20 protein-coding genes are annotated in these 17763 nt (G+C 42.8%); 4 read left to right on the plus strand and 16 right to left on the minus strand.

Annotated features, from left to right (window positions below; genetic code table 11):
- Positions 1 to 321: 321 nt before the first annotated feature.
- The 10 genes from D9603_RS05185 to sfsA all read right to left on the minus strand — a co-directional run bounded on the left by D9603_RS05185 (position 322) and on the right by sfsA (position 8860).
- On the minus strand, positions 322 to 729 hold the full coding sequence (locus D9603_RS05185) for a phosphate ABC transporter substrate-binding protein (protein WP_128730529.1): 408 nt from the start codon (positions 727 to 729) through the stop codon (positions 322 to 324).
- A 12-nt stretch (positions 730 to 741) separates the two neighbouring features.
- A complete protein-coding gene (locus tag D9603_RS05190; protein WP_128730530.1) occupies positions 742 to 1935 on the minus strand; it encodes a porin in 1194 nt (397 codons plus the stop codon).
- A gap of 463 nt (positions 1936 to 2398) precedes the next feature.
- Positions 2399 to 2629: a hypothetical protein gene (locus D9603_RS05195; RefSeq protein WP_128730531.1), complete on the minus strand. Its 231-nt coding sequence runs from the start codon at positions 2627 to 2629 to the stop codon at positions 2399 to 2401.
- 9 nt (positions 2630 to 2638) lie between these two features.
- Positions 2639 to 3487, minus strand: a complete 849-nt coding sequence (gene panC / locus D9603_RS05200; RefSeq protein WP_128730532.1) for a pantoate--beta-alanine ligase — start codon at positions 3485 to 3487, stop codon at positions 2639 to 2641.
- Positions 3488 to 3779: 292 nt separating this feature from the next.
- Entirely contained in the window at positions 3780 to 4574 is a 795-nt protein-coding gene (gene panB / locus D9603_RS05205; protein ID WP_128730533.1) for a 3-methyl-2-oxobutanoate hydroxymethyltransferase, read from the minus strand.
- A 20-nt stretch (positions 4575 to 4594) separates the two neighbouring features.
- Entirely contained in the window at positions 4595 to 5077 is a 483-nt protein-coding gene (gene folK, locus D9603_RS05210) for a 2-amino-4-hydroxy-6-hydroxymethyldihydropteridine diphosphokinase (RefSeq protein ID WP_128730534.1), read from the minus strand.
- Entirely contained in the window at positions 5078 to 6397 is a 1320-nt protein-coding gene (gene pcnB, locus D9603_RS05215) for a polynucleotide adenylyltransferase PcnB (RefSeq protein ID WP_185745606.1), read from the minus strand.
- A gap of 167 nt (positions 6398 to 6564) precedes the next feature.
- Positions 6565 to 7512 carry a tRNA glutamyl-Q(34) synthetase GluQRS gene (gene gluQRS, locus D9603_RS05220; RefSeq protein WP_128730535.1) on the minus strand — a complete coding sequence of 316 codons (948 nt, stop codon included), beginning with the start codon at positions 7510 to 7512 and terminating at the stop codon, positions 6565 to 6567.
- 10 nt (positions 7513 to 7522) lie between these two features.
- Positions 7523 to 7966, minus strand: a complete 444-nt coding sequence (gene dksA, locus D9603_RS05225) for an RNA polymerase-binding protein DksA (RefSeq protein ID WP_017216564.1) — start codon at positions 7964 to 7966, stop codon at positions 7523 to 7525.
- 174 nt (positions 7967 to 8140) lie between these two features.
- A complete protein-coding gene (gene sfsA, locus D9603_RS05230) occupies positions 8141 to 8860 on the minus strand; it encodes a DNA/RNA nuclease SfsA (protein ID WP_128730536.1) in 720 nt (239 codons plus the stop codon).
- A 77-nt stretch (positions 8861 to 8937) separates the two neighbouring features.
- Here sfsA and pepB point away from each other — a divergent pair, with 77 nt between their 5' ends.
- Complete coding sequence (gene pepB / locus D9603_RS05235) at positions 8938 to 10233, plus strand: aminopeptidase PepB (RefSeq protein ID WP_128730537.1); 1296 nt, start codon at positions 8938 to 8940, stop codon at positions 10231 to 10233.
- A gap of 48 nt (positions 10234 to 10281) precedes the next feature.
- On the opposite strand, the gene D9603_RS05240 is transcribed toward pepB, so the two are convergent.
- The gene (locus D9603_RS05240) at positions 10282 to 10701 is read right to left on the minus strand and encodes a CBS domain-containing protein (RefSeq protein WP_125253319.1); all 420 of its coding nucleotides are present in this window, start codon (positions 10699 to 10701) and stop codon (positions 10282 to 10284) included.
- Between the two features lie 137 nt (positions 10702 to 10838).
- On the opposite strand from D9603_RS05240, the gene D9603_RS05245 reads away from it, so the two are divergent.
- Positions 10839 to 11492 carry a DUF2987 domain-containing protein gene (locus D9603_RS05245; RefSeq protein WP_125253318.1) on the plus strand — a complete coding sequence of 218 codons (654 nt, stop codon included), beginning with the start codon at positions 10839 to 10841 and terminating at the stop codon, positions 11490 to 11492.
- A 21-nt stretch (positions 11493 to 11513) separates the two neighbouring features.
- On the opposite strand, the gene D9603_RS05250 is transcribed toward D9603_RS05245, so the two are convergent.
- The 5 genes from D9603_RS05250 to gpmM form a co-directional block, all read right to left on the minus strand.
- Positions 11514 to 11987, minus strand: coding sequence for a GNAT family N-acetyltransferase (locus tag D9603_RS05250; RefSeq protein ID WP_128730538.1), 474 nt, complete (start codon positions 11985 to 11987; stop codon positions 11514 to 11516).
- Between the two features lie 9 nt (positions 11988 to 11996).
- Positions 11997 to 12740 carry a divergent polysaccharide deacetylase family protein gene (locus D9603_RS05255; protein WP_128730550.1) on the minus strand — a complete coding sequence of 248 codons (744 nt, stop codon included), beginning with the start codon at positions 12738 to 12740 and terminating at the stop codon, positions 11997 to 11999.
- Positions 12741 to 12821: 81 nt separating this feature from the next.
- Positions 12822 to 14033, minus strand: coding sequence for a S41 family peptidase (locus D9603_RS05260; RefSeq protein WP_128730539.1), 1212 nt, complete (start codon positions 14031 to 14033; stop codon positions 12822 to 12824).
- 38 nt (positions 14034 to 14071) lie between these two features.
- The gene (locus D9603_RS05265) at positions 14072 to 15217 is read right to left on the minus strand and encodes a peptidoglycan DD-metalloendopeptidase family protein (protein ID WP_128730540.1); all 1146 of its coding nucleotides are present in this window, start codon (positions 15215 to 15217) and stop codon (positions 14072 to 14074) included.
- Positions 15218 to 15229: 12 nt separating this feature from the next.
- Positions 15230 to 16771: a 2,3-bisphosphoglycerate-independent phosphoglycerate mutase gene (gpmM, locus tag D9603_RS05270; RefSeq protein WP_128730541.1), complete on the minus strand. Its 1542-nt coding sequence runs from the start codon at positions 16769 to 16771 to the stop codon at positions 15230 to 15232.
- Positions 16772 to 17046: 275 nt separating this feature from the next.
- Here gpmM and D9603_RS05275 point away from each other — a divergent pair, with 275 nt between their 5' ends.
- Positions 17047 to 17478, plus strand: a complete 432-nt coding sequence (locus D9603_RS05275; protein ID WP_125253314.1) for a rhodanese-like domain-containing protein — start codon at positions 17047 to 17049, stop codon at positions 17476 to 17478.
- A 12-nt stretch (positions 17479 to 17490) separates the two neighbouring features.
- Entirely contained in the window at positions 17491 to 17748 is a 258-nt protein-coding gene (grxC, locus tag D9603_RS05280) for a glutaredoxin 3 (protein ID WP_170178632.1), read from the plus strand.
- Positions 17749 to 17763 lie beyond the last annotated feature (15 nt).

Raw genomic sequence — 17763 nt, forward strand, 5'->3', positions numbered from 1 at the left:
TTAAGTGGCTGTTTTTTATTTAACCTGAGCTCAGGGTAAGAAGTTAGTTAATCAACTAAAATACCCAAGCTCATAGGAATAATATCATTCTGGCCAGTTTTAGCGCTAACTGAGTTAAATTCACTTCCAATAGCCCGCTATTGGTGAGTAATACCAATTGCCTTGTCTGCAGGATGTAGATACCTTAGCGAGAGCAGGACGCGGAAGCGGTGTTTCCCTAAAACTCTTTGGCTAGATAAGTAAAAAAACTAAGCTGTGATTTAGCAACAATGAGTTGGAACATGTCTTATCCAAATCTCAGGTTAAATCGCTTAACCCACATTAGTACTTCCCAACTACTTTGACCGCGTCCGTCACTTTGCTTGCGTCAATATAGCCTATCGCATCAGCATTTTTTGAGACAAATTCAATGATTGCTTGGTCGTTAGCTAGTTTTTTTGGTGGTGTCCCTTTACCTGTAAATACGAGCTTAGACCAATGCGCATTTAGCTGAGAACTTGATTTACCGATTACTTTGTCGTTGAACTCATCAAATGTCGCATTGCCATCTTGATTGACTGGGTTTGCACTGCTGCCATCAGCAAATGACTTGCTTTTGCCAAGATACAGCTTTTTTATCACAGCCTCGTCTACGCTTGTATTGTTGGCTGTATTAACAATAACGGCGATATCAGCAAGTGCTATTTGACTGCTCAGCAGCAGACCTAAAGTTATAATTTTCTTAATCATGTGCGACCTCTATTAGAATACTAAATCGATACCGAAGCTTAACAATTCAACTTTTTGATCCGTTAGCTGGTTGTCAAATTGATTTAATTCAACTTTGAATGCCGCTGATGGATGAAAGTCGTATCGCGCTCCAACACTCCAGGTTTCAGACTCAGCTCGGGCATCCGAAAGCGCGCTATTTACAAGCGTTTGTAAGTAAGGTGCATTTGGATTAGTTGGATCTGTAGTAACAGGAATTGTGACACCATTAGGTGCTGTGATCGTAAGTGGAACAGAATTAAACTCGTCGTTTGCATTCTTATCTTTGTTGTGTTCGTAAGTCAAATGTACAGTCCATTCATCCATTCGATAACCGACAGAAGCGTAATACTGTTGCTGTTTTGCTAGTATGCTATCGTCTACTTCGAATTGTGTGAATTCAGCATCAAATAACACATCATTGTAATCAATAGAAATACCAAATGCGGCAAAATAGGCATCGTCTTTCTCGACAGCTAAATCTTCAGCTTGCTGCGTGAGACCATAGCCCGCTAGTCCCGCTAATAACCCAGAAAGCTCTGGACTGTTTGCTGCACTGATACTCGCTTCTGTAGCAAAATATGCCATGCGCATACTGAACCAATCACGACTAAGCGTCCAGTTGGCACCTACAGTATTGTTCAACTCAGCTTCGTCAGAATAAGTAATTGCGATAATATCATCATCGACGCTACCCAATGCAAATTGTACTGTGCTATCCCACTGGCCTAACGTGGCATTGTGAATGTAACTAAGTCCGTTATATGTACTAAAGCTGAGGTTGTAGACAGACTGAGGTGGCTTTATCCAGCGGTAAGCATAACCTACATCCAGAAAATCAGAATATCGATAAAACGGAATTCGCATTTTACCAGCGCTGATCTGTGCGGAATCCGAAATAGTATAGGTTAAATATGCCCATTCGAACTCTGCATCAAAATCATTTGCTCCTCGGCCGACGATTTGTGCCGTAGCACTAAGGTTATCTTGCAAATCAGCCGCTAGCTGTAATGCAAATAAGCTACGATTTTCCATATCAAAATCGTTATCGTAACCAAAAAGTGTATCATCACTATCCAGCGTTTGGCCGCCAATTATAGAGGCAAAACCATTAATTCTGATTTCAGCAGCGCTATTGAAACTTATTGTGCCTAGTGCTATCGCTAAAGCAATTGCTGATTTTTTCATATTGATTCCCATTTTCTTTGCAAAGAGTCATATTAAGAATGTGTACCTATAAAGGGTGATTCGCCGATTTAGTTCACATTACTTTGTCTTAGAGGTTAGTGTAAAAACTTGAAATAACAAGTTACTAACAATACATAACCGCGATAATCAAGCGCATAATTTCAATTACTAGGGTAATACCAATTTGACTTAATACTTGCTCAATTTGAAGGAGTAAATCTGGCGCTAACAGCGTTAAAAATTTCTTATTTAGAACAAATAAATAGCAAAATTTTTGCCTGGTTATCGACAAGATTTTCTGGCCTCAAAATAGACCACTTAATTAGGATAATCGGTATAAGATACACTCACCTCATCTGACCACTCAAATTGTATCGTAAATTATTCCAAGGTTACGAATAAAAAATAGCAGAAATGATGATAAAGCTTGGGGAAATGATAACTAGGAAGCACAAAGAGTATGCTAGCGCTTGCTCTTTGTGATTTTTTCGGCTTGTATTTTACAGGCATTATGCTGCTCAATGCACTTATCTGTACACAACTGTAATGACATTGTTTCTGGTGTATTTTGCATTTCACAGCTGCGTTCACATTGATAGTGCTGTTGAGCACATTGGTTTAATTCAGGTGAGAGTGTACTCGTACAACCAAGCATTGTGGTTGCTAATACTAATAATATGAACACAGTTTTCATCATAAATCCTTAAAGGGAAACTTGTATATTGTCAATCAACCTGACTTTCCCAAGAAATGCAGCGGCAAGAATTACCAGTCTATCATCTTCGAGTGTAGCAGGTCTTAGGGTATCTTTTTGACAAATGTTGAAATAGTCCAACTTTAAGCCTTCATTATGTAGCATATCTGTGGCATTTTTTATGATCAGATCAAAGTCTTTTTCGCCTTGCTCTAGTGCTGAAGCTGCCTTTTTCAGTGCTTGAAAAAGTACTTTTGCCGTTTCTTTTTCTGACTCAGAGAGATAGCCATTCCTTGAGCTCATGGCAAGTCCTGATACCTCTCTTTGAGTTGGCACTCCGATGACTTCAACTGGAATAGAGAGATCTTTGACCATTGTTTTGATGACTTGTAATTGCTGAAAGTCTTTCTCACCAAAACAGGCGAAATCTGGCTGGACTAAATTAAATAGCTTAGTGACAACTGTCGCAACGCCACGAAAATGGCCTGGGCGCGCACCACCGCAATGACCTTCAGACACACCGGGGACGTCAACAAAGCTTTGTGCTTCCAGTCCGCTGGGATAAATAGTATCAACGCTTGGGGTAAACAAAATATCGGTTTCTAGTTCTGCAAGTCCCTGTTTATCTTGTTCTAACGTACGAGGGTAGCTATCAAGATCTTCATTCGCACCAAATTGCATTGGATTAACAAAGATGCTAATGACAACTTTATCTGCGAGTGTTTTTGCTTTTTCTACCAAAGAGAAGTGACCTCGATGAAGGTTACCCATTGTAGGTACGAAAGCGATACTTAACCCTTGTTGGCGCCACGCTTTAACTTGGCTTCGAAGAGACTTTATCTCAGTAACTGATTGCATGTTGTACTCTAACTTAAAAATAAATGTACCAATTCAATATTGGGCTGGAATTGGGGGGGAGCGGTGAGTAGTGCACACCGCAAGTTATATCATTTTATCTTAAATCCGCTCAGTTTGAGGAAAAAAATTAGGTACCTACTACATTAACAGTTTTTTATTTAGAACAATTAAGTAGCAAAATTTTTGCCTGCATGTATATATATAGGAACCCTGGCGATAGTAGGCGCGCTAGCCATGTTATCGACAAGATTTTCTCGCCTCAAAATAGATCGTTTAATTAAGCTGGTTGATATTAATTAAACTCATGCTCAGCTGCCGGAAATTCACCCGATTGTACATCGGCACAAAACTTCTTTACGGCATCTGGCATGTTACCTGTCTCTAGTAGAAAGTTTTTTGAAAACTTAGGAATATACCCAGCAGAAATACCAACTAAGTCATGCATCACTAGGATTTGACCATCAGTTTCTTTTCCTGCACCAATACCGATGACCGGGATCGAGACTGCATCAGTGATACGCTTTGCTAGTGCTGAAGGTACACATTCAATCACGATCATTTGAGCGCCTGCACGTTCTAGTGCTTTTGCATCATCAACCATCTTTTGTGCTTGTTCTGCTTCACGGCCTTGGATTTTGAAACCACCAAAAACATGAACAGACTGAGGGGTTAGGCCTAAATGACCACATACAGGAATACCTTGCTGTGTGAGCTTTTCAATGCTTTCATATAGCCACTCTCCACCCTCAAGCTTGACCATATTTGCACCTGCACGCATTAACTTCGCTGCATTTTCACAAGTGGACTGTGGATCTGAATAGCTCATAAAAGGCATATCAGCTATCACAAATAGCGCTTTACTCCCAGCTCTTACACAGCGGGTGTGGTAGGCGATGTCTTCAGAGGTTACAGCTAGTGTATCTTCACCGCCTTGTAAAACCATACCTAAAGAATCACCCACTAAGATGACATCGACACCGTTGTCGTGAAATAGCTTTGCAAAACTTGCATCATATGCAGTGAGGGCTGTTATTTTTGTTCCTTCACGCTTCATTTTGGCAAGTGTTGATACAGAAATTTTTGCCATATTGAACCCCTTGGGTTGAATTAATTAAGGATGGTTAGTCCGTTAAGTGGTAACTGTTCTGCCAAAGACTCAAGGGTAGTACCATCAGGTAGTTTGAGTGTTGGCGCAATTTCTAATAATGGATAAACGACGAACTCTCGCTTCGTTAGGCCATAATGTGGCACAACCAGCCTCTCACTCGCAATGATTTCCTCATTGAAAAGCAGAATGTCCAAATCAAGAGTGCGTGGTCCCCAGCGTTCTGACTTTCGTACTCTTCCGTGTTCAAGTTCTATCTGTTGCAGAACATCTAATAATGCTTCGGCAGCTAAAGATGTTTCCAACTTAGCTACTGCATTAACATAGTCAGGCTGATCTTGAGGCCCCATAGGCTTGGAGCCATATAAACTAGAGTGATGAATAACAGATAAAGCAGGGTGAGAGGCGAGCACAGTTAGCGCTCGCTGTAGTTGTGTCATCGGTTCGGATAGGTTTGCGCCCAATCCAATGTACGCAGTATTCATTTAATCTTCTTTTGGTTTTCTTTTTGGTTTTCGTCGTGGGCGACGTTTTGGTTTGTTCTGACTACCTAAATTGCGCACCATCTCTTTTTGGCCATTGACATCGCTTTTAAGATATTCAGTCCACCATGTTGCAAGGTCAGATTGATCTTGTTCGCCACTTTCTACACGCAGTAACAAGAAGTCATAAGCGGCCTTGAATCTAGGCTGTAAACTTAAGCGATAGGCGCGTTGACCCGCACGTTTATCCAAGCGTTGCTGAATATGCCAAATGTCGCGAGCACCCAAAGTAAATCGCTTGGGAACCGCAACATGCTTCGCGTTATCAGCAAGTATGTGATTGATAGCTTGCATAAACGCGTCGTATTCATTCATTCCATCTGCGGCTAAAGCATGGCTTTTCTCTAAAATTGGAAACCATAAAAGTGCTGCATAAATAAAAGCAGGGGTCACTTTTTTATTGGCGTTAATACGGCTGTCCGTATTGGCAAACATTTGTTGAATAAAGCGACGTTCAAATTCACTTTCAGGTCTTGCTAAAATTTTGTCGAGTGCAGGAAACAACTGAGAAAATAAGCCGTATTCACGCATTTGCAGAAAGTTCTCTTCTGCCTTGCCATTGAGAAATAGCTTGAGTGTTTCTTCAAATAATCGTGCCGCGGGAATATGACCCAGCAATGGTGCCAAGTCTTTGATCGGTGTGCGCGTTGGTGTTGCTATTTCCATTCCTAGCTTTGTAGCAAATCGAATAGCTCGGAGCATACGTACGGGATCTTCACGGTAGCGCGTTTCAGGATCGCCAATTAGCTCAATTTTGCGTGCCTTAATGTCGCTAACACCACCGGCAAAGTCTCTTAATGTAAAATCATTAATAGAATAATAAAGCGCGTTAATGGTGAAGTCGCGACGCTCTGCATCTTCTTCTATGCTGCCGTAAACATTGTCACGTAAGAGCTGTCCATGTTCGCTTGCTTGGCTGGTAGTTGCACAAGAATCGTCGCTTTGGTGGTGACCACGCATCGTTGCCACTTCGATAATTTCACGGCCAAACACAATATGTGCAAGGCGGAAGCGGCGGCCAATTAAGCGACAGTTACGAAATAATTTTTTAATTTGCTCTGGTGTCGCGTTCGTTACTACATCAAAGTCTTTAGGCTCTATTCCGAGCATAATGTCTCGGATACAGCCACCAACCAAATAGGCGTCGTAACCACCATCTTTTAATCGGTACAGTACCTTGATAGCATTAGGGCTAAATTGTTTACGAGATATACCATGCTCGCTGCGAGGAATAATCACAGGTGTCGGGCTGGCCTTTTTCACCGTCTCATCGCCTTTTCCAGTTACGAACTGGCGGCAAAAGTTTACAAGCTTGGAAATAATAACTCGTCTCCTGAGCAATCAAGTTTTCGATTTTAGTGGTTATAAAGCCCTGCTTTGGTGTTAAAACAGGTCACATTTAAGGCTCGCTATCATATACTCAAATGAGACTAAATTGAAGTACTTGAAAACAGCGGGCGAAAAGCAAATTCACCATTTTCTAATGAGTTTAGTTGAATTTCTTGTGCTTTAGGGATGGAATTAAGGTTAAAAACATCGACAGCATGTTCTAGCAACGCGTCAATATTTTGATAGTCAGCCATTGAGCCTACAGGTACATTCAAATACCGTAGCGCGGCATGGAGTGTCGGGAGTGGGTGATGAGTATCAATTGCAGGTGCATGATTTTGTTTTGATAATTTGAAGCCCGGAGCTGCTACAGCAAGTGGAAGATGTGCATACTCAGGTACAGACTGGTTTAGCTGTTGGAACAAACTAATTTGTCTAGCGGTAGGTGCTAAAAGGTCGGCTCCTCGTACGATATGGCTAATCTGTTGTTCAATATCGTCCACAACAACCACTAGCTGATAAGCAAATAAACCATCTCGACGTTTAGTAATATAATCTTCATGGGCAATCGCATTGGGAATAACGACAGCACCTTGTATCTTGTCATTAAACTCGGTAACAGAAAAGCGCTGCTGTAAGCGCAGTGCATTGCCTTGCAGACTTAAGTTCAGATCACGGCAATGATTATTATAAAATCCACCCATGGCTTTAATCTGTTTTCTGGTGCATTGGCACGCATAAACAAGCTCGTTGGATGTTAATTCATCAAGGTAAGACTGATATAAAGTGTGGCGCTGAGATTGATAGACAACCTCTTCATCCCAATAAAGGCCGTATGCTTCAAGAGTTGCCAATATATTTTCGGTAGCACCGGATACCACTCTTGGCGTGTCTATATCTTCAATACGAACGAGCCACTGACCACGATTGGCTTTTGCATCTAAGTAACTGCCTAACGCTGCGACTAAAGATCCGAAATGAAGCGGCCCAGAAGGCGAGGGAGCAAATCGACCGCGATAGCTCCCAGATTGCTTTAAGCTTGGGGACACAGAGCTGAGGTTATCCTCTGCCTTGTTGTTTTTCTTTAATTTCTGCGAGAGATTTACAATCTACGCATAAATCGGCAGTTGGTCGCGCTTCAAGGCGACGAATACCAATTTCAATACCGCATGATTCGCAAAAACCAAAGTCGTCATCTTCAATTAGCTGAAGTGTTTTCTCAATTTTCTTGATTAGCTTACGCTCGCGGTCGCGAGTACGCAGTTCAAGAGAAAACTCCTCTTCTTGCGCTGCACGGTCCACAGGATCAGGAAAGTTTGCCGCTTCATCTTGCATGTGTGTTTTAGTACGATCTACTTCGTTACGTAGATCGGCACGCCATGCTTCTAATATTGCTTTGAAATGAGCACGTTGTGCTTCATTCATGTATTCTTCGCCTGGCTTTTCTTGATAAGGTTCTACACCGGCTTGAGCCAATAACCCTAGTTTTTTCTGGTCTGGCATACCATTCTCCTAAATCCTTAATACATAACCCCAGCTTTCGCCGGCGGGTATAAATAGCAAAATCTTTACCCCTTAGCAAACACTTTTTTAGTGCGAATGTCAGCCTCTTTTTTCAAAGTTTAGCCTTTTGGGGGAGAAAACTATCACGGCTATATGTGGGCGGCATGAAAAAAGTCAAGCGCAGTCAAAAGGAATTTCTTCAATTAATTGTACTTGGCGATCATCAACGTGTGCTCGGTAGGCGATAATTTCAACCCCATGAGAGATTGCTTCTTTTATTAATGCTGCGTACTTTTGGTCAACATGGGCTGCGGGTCTCACATTCTTAATTCCGGTATGTAGAGCCGCAAACAGTAGCACAGCACGATGGCCTTGTTGTTTTATTTGGATTAATTCTCTTAAATGCTTTTGGCCTCTTGCCGTTTCAGCATCGGGAAAAAAACCTTGCTGCTGCTCGAGTAGAGTTACAGACTTTACTTCAACGTAGCATAAGTGTGGAGGTTGTCCATTTTCATTGCTACTTAATAAAATATCAATGCGACTATTTTCAGCACCGTACTTTATTTCTGTTTGCAGCGTATCATAGCCGTTTAACTGCGTGATTATCCCGCGCTCTATTGCTTCAACGGCAACTTTGTTTGCCACGGCTGTGTTGACGCAAATAAAGTGACCCACTTGATCTTGGGTAAGCTCTAAGGAGTGCATATATTTTCGCTTGGGGTTGTCACTGGTTGAGTAATAGGCAGTAAACCCAGGGTCAGCACAATTCGTCATTCTCCCCGTGTTGGCACAGTGCACGGTAAATTCCTCGCCATCAGCGGTACGTAGATCAACGAGAAAGCGCTTGTAGCGTTTTAATAAGGTGGCTTGCTGTAATTGGCTAGAAAAGTTCATTGGTCGCTTTCAGTTGGGTGAATTTAAGGGCTAGTGTACACTTAAGCACACGTATAAGCACAAGAGTGAAAAATAGAATGTCAGAGAAATTTATTGTACGACTGAGCGAAGCAGCAAAACCCGCATATTTATCAGCGGGTGCGGCCCTGTCGTTTGAAAAGGACGGTGCTTCAATTCATTTGCAACAAGATGAAACGCTAAAAAATATCCAAAAAGCGGCACGTAGTATCGCTCAGCAAGGAATTAAACAAGTACACCTTGAGGGTGAGTTGTGGTGCACTGAATCACAATGGGCATTTTATCAGGGGTTTGTCTCGCCTAAAGCACTAGATGGTGTGGTTTTTGCTGATAATGATCAGTCAGATCTAAAAGAACTTGCTGCATTGCAGTCATCAGCCATTTGGATGCGCCAAATGATCAATGGCACTGCGGAAGATATTTACCCTGAGAGCCTGGCGGGTAAAGCGGCTGAGTTTATTCAGTCTCTTGCTCCTGAGCATGTGAGCTACCAGATCATTAAAGGTGATGCGCTATTAGAGCAGCAATGGATTGGTATTCATGAAGTTGGACGCGGTAGTGAGCGCCCTCCTGTATTGCTTGAACTGGACTATAATCCAACAGGGAATGACGAGGCTCCAGTGAGTGCTGCGTTGGTTGGTAAAGGGATCACGTTTGATTCGGGCGGCTACTCAATTAAGCCAAGCGAAGGCATGCTTACAATGAAGTGCGATATGGGCGGTGCAGCTACCGTAACAGCAGGATTAGCTTTAGCTATCCAGCGAGGTTTTGACCGTCGAGTTAAGCTATTCTTATGCTGCGCTGAGAACCTTATTTCAGGTCACGCTTATAAATTAGGTGATATTCTTACATATAAAAATGGTACCACAGTTGAAATCGTGAATACTGATGCCGAGGGTCGTTTGGTACTTGCTGACGGCTTGATGGCTGCTGGTGAAACTGGCGCTGAACTTATCATTGATGCAGCTACGCTGACAGGGGCTGCATTAGTCGCCGTAGGCCAAGAGTACAACGCGCTTTTTGGACTTGATAAAGCATTAGTCAATGATGTACAGCAATACGCTAGCGAGGAGTTTGAGGCTGCATGGCCACTGCCGCTTGAAAAATGGCACCAAAATAATTGCCCATCACCATACGCTGATACTGCAAACAGTCGTGCACAAAAAGGTGGTGGCTTTGGAGGCGCATCTAATGCAGCTGGCTTCTTATCTCGTTTTGTTCCAAACGAAGGTCAAGGCTGGGTGCATATTGATCTTGCTGCTTCATTCCAGAATAGTGCTGGAGGTCAATGGTCTGCTGGTGCCACAACGCTTGGTATGAGAACGGTTGCAAGAACATTGCAAGAAAAAGCATAACGGCTTACCAACTGAGGCTGCTCCGCTCATGGAGCAACCTCATTATTTTCAAGACAGCAGTGCCGCAGCCAGACGAACAAAATCTGAAGATGTGAGTATGCCAACCAGCTTGTTTTGCTTATCTACCACCGGCATACAGCCATGTCGATTATCAACAAAAAAACGTACCACATCTTGTAGTGATTGATCCGGTTGCACACTTGCAAAATCTGTTGCCATAATATCCAAAACTTTAGTTTGCTTTTCTTTACGAGCTAGTGCATTTGCGCCATAGGTGGCCATAATTCCCATGACTTTGGCAATCATGATCTTTTGAGTCAGCATGCCTACCAAAGTACCGCTTTGGTCAATCACCGGAATATGACGAACATTTTTCTCTTTCATTAAGTTATGCGCATCTTGCAAGGTATTCTCAGCACTAACGGCGAATGGATCTGGTGTCATTAAATCAGCTACGGTTTGAGTCATTGGTTACTCCTTTTCACTACACAGTCTTACCTTTGAGTGTAGCTTGATTCGACTTTAATGTACGGCATTGAGATCAAGTTTTGAACTATTTGTCGTGCCTTAGCTCTTATTAAAATAACAATAAAAAGGATAACCCGATGAAAAAGTTACTGATGTTAGGTACTGCTGCGAGTTTGCTTTGCAACTCAGTTTTTGCAGCCGAGCGAAGTGTGGAATATGGCGAAATTAATAAAATTCTAGATTTAATTGCCAACAAAGCGCAGTCGCAATATATCTTGTCTAAATTTACCGTAGAAGTGAAGCAGCCAGAACTCAAACTAGAAGAGGTTAAACTTTGGCTCGAGCACGATGGTAAAGTCATTGCCAATGGCATCATAGATAAAGATGGCAATATCGATTTGCCTATTCTACCGCAGCCCCGCGCAGATGAAGTCAACTTAGTGATCAACCAAGAAAAAGACGCTGTTGCGATTATGGTTAATACCGATATAGCGCCGCTGACTAGACAGCAGGTTAAATATCGCGATTTGTTTATCCTTTTGGAGGATATGGACGCTTTTGTTGAGCTGATGGCAGGCAGTTTGTCTTGGCTTGCTCCTAATTTTGATGAACTGGAATTTACATTTTCTGAACCTGCATCAATTCAGTTTGTGGATGCAAAAGGTAAAACTCAACAGTTTATGACGGATGATGAGTTTAAGATCCAAATTCCTAACAAGAAAAAATGGATGCAGCAAAACCCATCCTTGCAATTTAGTGTTTTACCAAAACAGTTTGCGCCCATTGACTAGAGAAGAGGGCTTCTATGCCTGCTAGCGGGTAGGCATAACTCTTTCCATTAGGTAATTAGTTAGCACTTCGCCACGAACATTCACCTGCTGTTCTTTTATCACATCAAAACCAAAACGCTCGAAGAAAGGCTTAGCCGTTTTGCTAACATGGGAAAATAAGCGCGTTATGTTGGTTGTTCTGCTGTGTTCTAAAAGTGCGAGCATAAGTGCTTTCCCTATGCCTTGGCCTTGATGTTCTGCATGACAAAAAAAGTGATCAATCAGTCCGTTAGCTTGGATATCAGCAAAACCAACAATTTTACCGTTCAGCACGGCCACAAGGGGCTGATTACTCCTTAATCGGTCTTGCCAGCTCTCATCAGCTATGTCGCTATGTGCCCATGCTTTGACTTGGTTATCGGAGTAATGCTTGATAGTGACAGAGCGTATCGTGTCAAACATAAGCTTACGTAATACGGCTTCTTCGCCGCATTGAAACTGTCTGATGGTAATCATTGTTAGTCTTTATTCCTGAAGTCGTAATTGTCCGGAAATAGCATGTTGCTCAGCAGTTTCCGCCAGTCTTACGTATTTTTGTTCAACCAGTTGAGACACAGGAACTAATTCGATGTCAGTACTTTCAAGCTCAGCTAATTTGGTTGCAAGGAATGCAGCTGTTTCCTTGTATGGGTGTGCAATAATAATAACTTGTTGATGGCTTTCAAGTAATTTAAGCATCTTTTGCCACTGGGTATTAAGTGCAACAGCGGATACATCATTATCTAAAAAGACTTGTCGAGCGATGTTTTTTACTCCATATAGGTTGGCTGCATACTGCGCCTGACTGTGACTGGTGGTACGGCTATCTAAAAAGTATAGGCTACGTTTTTTTAGTATTTCCATCGTCCATTTCATGGGATCAATTTGTTCTGTCAATGCTGACCCCATGTGATTATTCACACCCTTTACTTGGGGCAGGGTAGATAATGCGTTACCAAGTGTCATTTGTAGCTGCCACTTTTCCATACCTACCGTTAAAGCGCCGGGCCCTAATGCCTTGTTAGGGTCTTTTGCCTGCATAGGAACATGAAGCATGAGTTCTCGTTGTTGACGGCTGGCGGCAAATGCAAATTGCTGAGAATAAGGCGTGTGAGGCAGAATCGAAAAAGTGATCCCACCTGGTAGAGAGAGTAATTCTAAATCACGTTGATGATTTCCAATATCATCAATCACAATAGCAAATTGTTTTGCTGGCACTGCGAATGTTATACAGGCCAGCATTAACCCGATAATTTTTATTAGCACACGATCTTATTGTTATAGTTTACCGCCTTACTTAGCGGCTTTTCATTATTGTGATTGAACTAATGCAAACGCCTTTGGCCAATGTGATGCAAGTTGTTCAATGCCATTTTTTTTGATGGATTCTTCACCAGTGATTATAGCGCTTTTATCGAGCAGGGAAAGCGCTTGTTTGGTGAAATATACATCAGGCTCTACACCCGTGCCCTCTATTGATGTCCCTGTGGGCGTATAATATCTGGCTGTGGTTAATTTTAGTGCGGTGGTGCCATTTCCGATAGGGATAAGAGACTGCACTGAGCCCTTACCATATGAGCGCAACCCTACAACCAGTGCTCGTTTATTATCCTTTAGCGCAGCTGCCAATATTTCAGCAGCAGAGGCTGAGTTGTTGTTTATCAACACCACAATAGGGGCACCATTGAGTATGTCTCCTTGTCTTGCGAAGTAGGCTTGATTAGCATCGAAGAAGCGCCCTTTAGTTGTGACTATTGTGCCACTGTCCAGAAATAAATCTGATATTGCAACCGCGCTGTTTAAAGTTCCACCTGGGTTATCTCTTAAGTCAATGACGAGCTTTTTCAAGGTGTCACCGTATTGCAACTGTAAGTAGTTTATTTGTCTTGCAACATCGTGGTACGTATGGTGATTAAAGCTATTTACACTCAAAAAACCGGTGCCATCTTTGAGTAGTTTACTGGCAACACTTTCGAGCACGATCTCTTGTCGTTTTAATGCGATATTGACTGCGCTTGAGCCTCTTAGTACCACCAACTGCAGCTGGTTTTTGTTAGCGGCTTTGAGTAGCGCGGAAACTTCGGCTATTGTCTTTCCGGTGACGTCAATGTTATTAATCAATGAGAGCTTATCGCCGCGCTCAATACCAGCTATCTCTGCAGGAGAATTAGGGAGCGTATCTACAATGGTTACATAATTCCCTTGTTCTTCTACTTCAATACCAAGCCCTGTATAGCGACCGTTTGCAGCGCTGAATATGGCTTCTAATTCTTCTGAATCTAAATATTTAGAGTAAGGATCTAGGTTGTCAAACAAACTGGAAAGGTTACTTTGGTTGTAACGGCTAAGTGGTAAATCCTCAACGTAATAGGTATGGATATGATAAAGGATCTCATCCATTTCTTGAGCGGAAAACTTTTTTGCAGGTGTTTGACTTAGCGCGCTAAAGCTTAGTAACAGTAAAATACCTAACAGTGCGACATAGCGTGCCGCAAGCGCATAGAAACGAGTTTGTCTATTCATGTGCTGCTCCTCATCAAGGTGCAGCACGGGTTAATCAGTTAACTGGAACTGCACCATTTTATCGGATCGACAGCGCTTCCTTTATGCCGTATCTCGAAGTATAGACCAGGATCTCTTTGTCCGCCGCTTTGTCCAACTAAAGCGATAACTTCGCCACTGCGAACTTGATCGCCAACATCAAACAACAGTGTTTGGGCATGACCGTACAGACTCATAAAGCCATGACCATGATCCAGTACCATGACCCAGCCAAAGCCATTTAACCAATCGGCGAATACGACTTGCCCTGGAGCGACACTGGTTATGTCTGCACCTTCTTTTGCTCCTATTAGTACGCCTTTCCAATTCATTCCAGCATGCTTACGTTGGCCAAATCGATGTTGAATACGCCCTTTCGCCGGTAGATGTAGCTTGCCTTTTAATTGCGCCAAGCCATCTAGTCGTATTTCGGCAGCTTGCTGAGCTTTAGCAAGCTCTGCTAACGTTTGGATCAAAGTTTGCTCATTTTCTTTGAGGTAGGCTATTGCTGAACGCGTTTCTTTTAGTTGATTGTGTAAGTCCGCAAGTTGACTCTGCCGTGCTTGTTTGGCTTTTCTCAGAGCTTCAAGGCGTTCTTTTTGATGACGTCTCAGCGCCTCAAGCTGGGACTGGCTGCGTGTGAGTTCGGCTTGGGTATTGGCTAAGGCTTGGCGAACGACTTTAAGCTGCTCTAACTGCTCAATTCTGGCTTTGTTTAAATAATCGTAGTAAGCAATCGTGCGCTCTAGCTTGGTTGCATGCTCTTGATTGAGTAACATTCTTGAGTAATCATGAGAGCCAGTCATGTAAGCGCTTTTTAACTGAGCTGCGAGCTGCTTTTCAAACTTGCTTTTATCACTTAAAAGAGCGTCTTTTTGTCGTTCTAATGTCGTTTGCTCTGTTTTATTTTCTTTAATACCGGCTTCAGTGAGCGAGACTGCTTTGGCACTTTTTGCTATATCAAGTTCAAACGCTTTGAGTTTAGCTTCTTGTGACTTAATTGTACTGCGCTGTTTTTCGAGCGCTTGTTGGCTGGCTTTAAGCTGCTGCTGTACTTCGCTTAAATCTTGCTTAGTGCGTGACTCATTGGCACTAACAGGAGCTATTAACATTAACAATGCTGCACTGAGTAGTGCAGCATAAGAGAGCGTCGTTTTTAACGGCATAAAAGTGAGCCGCTATTTTAAACGCATTATTGGAGTGCCCGTCATCTCGCTAGGCTGCTCCATGCCAAGTAAATGTAGCATTGTCGGCGCAACATCGCTTAGTGCTTTTCCTGCTTGTGGCTCTGCATCACGACCAACATAAATAAATGGTACAGGCTCGCTGGTGTGAGCGGTATGAGCTTGACCTGTCTTCGGGTTAAGCATTTGCTCTGCATTGCCGTGATCTGCTGTTATTAATGCTTCACCACCACTTTCTTTTAGCGCAGCAACCACACGGCCAATACATTTATCTACGGCTTCGCATGCTTTTACAGCAGCTTCGAATACACCAGAGTGCCCAACCATATCACCATTTGGATAGTTACAAATAATCACGTCGAATTCACCGCTATGAATAGCTGCCACTAATTTATCAGTTAGCATTTCTGAATTCATCTCAGGCTGTAAGTCGTATGTGGCCACTTGTGGTGAAGGAATAAGTTCACGTTTTTCCCCTTCAAATAAGTCCTCACGACCACCGCTAAAGAAGAAGGTAACGTGAGCATATTTTTCTGTTTCTGAGATACGTAGCTGAGTTTTGTTGTGTTTAGCTAGCCATTCACCTAGGACATTGACCAAAGCTTCGGGCGCGAAAGCGATAGGTGCTTTAATGTCAGCAGCGTACTCCGTCATCATCACAAAAGCACTTAGGTTTGGCGCTTTGCGTTTTTCAAAGCCATTAAAGTCAGCATCAACAAAAGTACGGGTCATCTGACGCGCTCGGTCAGCTCGGAAGTTCATAAAAATAACTGTGTCACCATCATTGATAGTCGCGGCAGACTCACCTTCAGCAGCGATAATAGATGCTTTTACAAATTCATCATTTTCATCGCGTGCGTAGGCAGCTTGTAATGCTTCAACACCGTTTTGGTAGGTAAATTCAGCTTCACCACTGACCATTAGATTGTAGGCTAATTCAACGCGATCCCAGCGGTTGTCGCGATCCATTGCGTAGTAGCGACCAACAATAGAAGCGAGTCGACCACAGTTTAAAGACTGCATCAGGGCTTCTATCTTTTCGATTGACGCTTGTGCACTGCGTGGCGGCGTATCACGGCCATCTAGAAAGGCATGTAGATATACAGTGGCTCCGCGCTCAGCGGCTAATTTTATCGCTGCAACAATATGGTCTTCGTGACTGTGAACACCACCTGGACTTAGAAGTCCCATTAGATGAACGGCTTTGCCTTGAGCAGCCGCTTTGTCGATATTCTCAACCAGTGCTGGGTTGTGTTCAAACTCACCATCATCAATTGCTTTGGTAATGCGAGTGAAGTCTTGATAAACCACACGTCCTGCACCTAGGTTTACGTGGCCAACTTCAGAGTTACCCATTTGGCCATCAGGTAGGCCGACATCAAGACCAGATCCAGAGATTAAGGTATGAGGAACTGAGCGCCAGAGTTCGTCTAATACTGGGGTATTGGCGGCCAAAATAGCGTTACTTTCGCTTTCTTCGCGATAGCCCCAACCGTCTAAAATCATTAATACCAATGGCTTTTTCTTAGCTGTCATTTGCGCTCCTGAAATCCTGAATTAGGCACGATGTTGATGGCTCATAACTAGAAACCAGCAATAATATTGAAAAGTTATACTGCGGTACTTGATATAAGCTGCTCTGGTTGTTGACAGTAGAATACCTGTTTTTGTATGAATATTCAGCCCCACAGTGATGAATTATCAGCATACAAATTGATATTTGCGGATGTGAACAAGTCTGTTTTGTCGAGAATAAAGAGGGTATACTTGCTGCCACTTAATGATTTGAAAACTTTTGGTTGAAAAAATTAATGGAACAATACGTTGCGTTTTTAGGTAACCATCCGGTACTTAGCATTATTTGGATTGTGTTAGCCGCGATGCTACTGAACAGCTGGTTTAAGAGCAAATTCTCTAAAATCAGACAGATTAACCCTCAGCAGCTTACTTTGTTAGTAAATCGTCAAGAAGGTCAAGTGCTTGACATGCGAGCGGTAAAAGAATTTAACCAAGGCCATATTGCGGGAGCTGAACAAGTGAATGCTGAAAAGCTTAAGCAAAAAGATTTTGCTGGTCTTGAAAAACATAAATCGAAGCCCATTATATTAGTCTGTAATACGGGTATGACAGCATCCGCTGTGGCTGATAACATGCACAAAGCTGGATTCGAGCAAGTATTTGTATTATCCGGCGGTATTGGCGCATGGCAAAATGCGGGTTTACCAATCTCTAACGGAAAATAATCGAGGTATATGATGAGCCAAGTCGTGATCTACACCAAAGACTATTGCCCATTTTGCCACCGTGCAAAAGCGCTATTGGACGCTAAAAGCGTTATATACACGGAGTATGATATTGGTGCACAGCCTGAACTTCGTGATGAGATGATAGCAAAAGCGAATGGTGGACACACCGTGCCACAAATATTTATCGCTGAACGCCATATCGGCGGATGTGACGATATGATGGCGCTTGAAGCGCGAGGCGAGCTCGACAATTTATTGCAAGCATAATTGATTGAAGAGCGA

The organism is Pseudoalteromonas sp. PS5 (genome assembly GCF_004103255.1).
Taxonomy (GTDB): domain Bacteria; phylum Pseudomonadota; class Gammaproteobacteria; order Enterobacterales; family Alteromonadaceae; genus Pseudoalteromonas; species Pseudoalteromonas peptidolytica.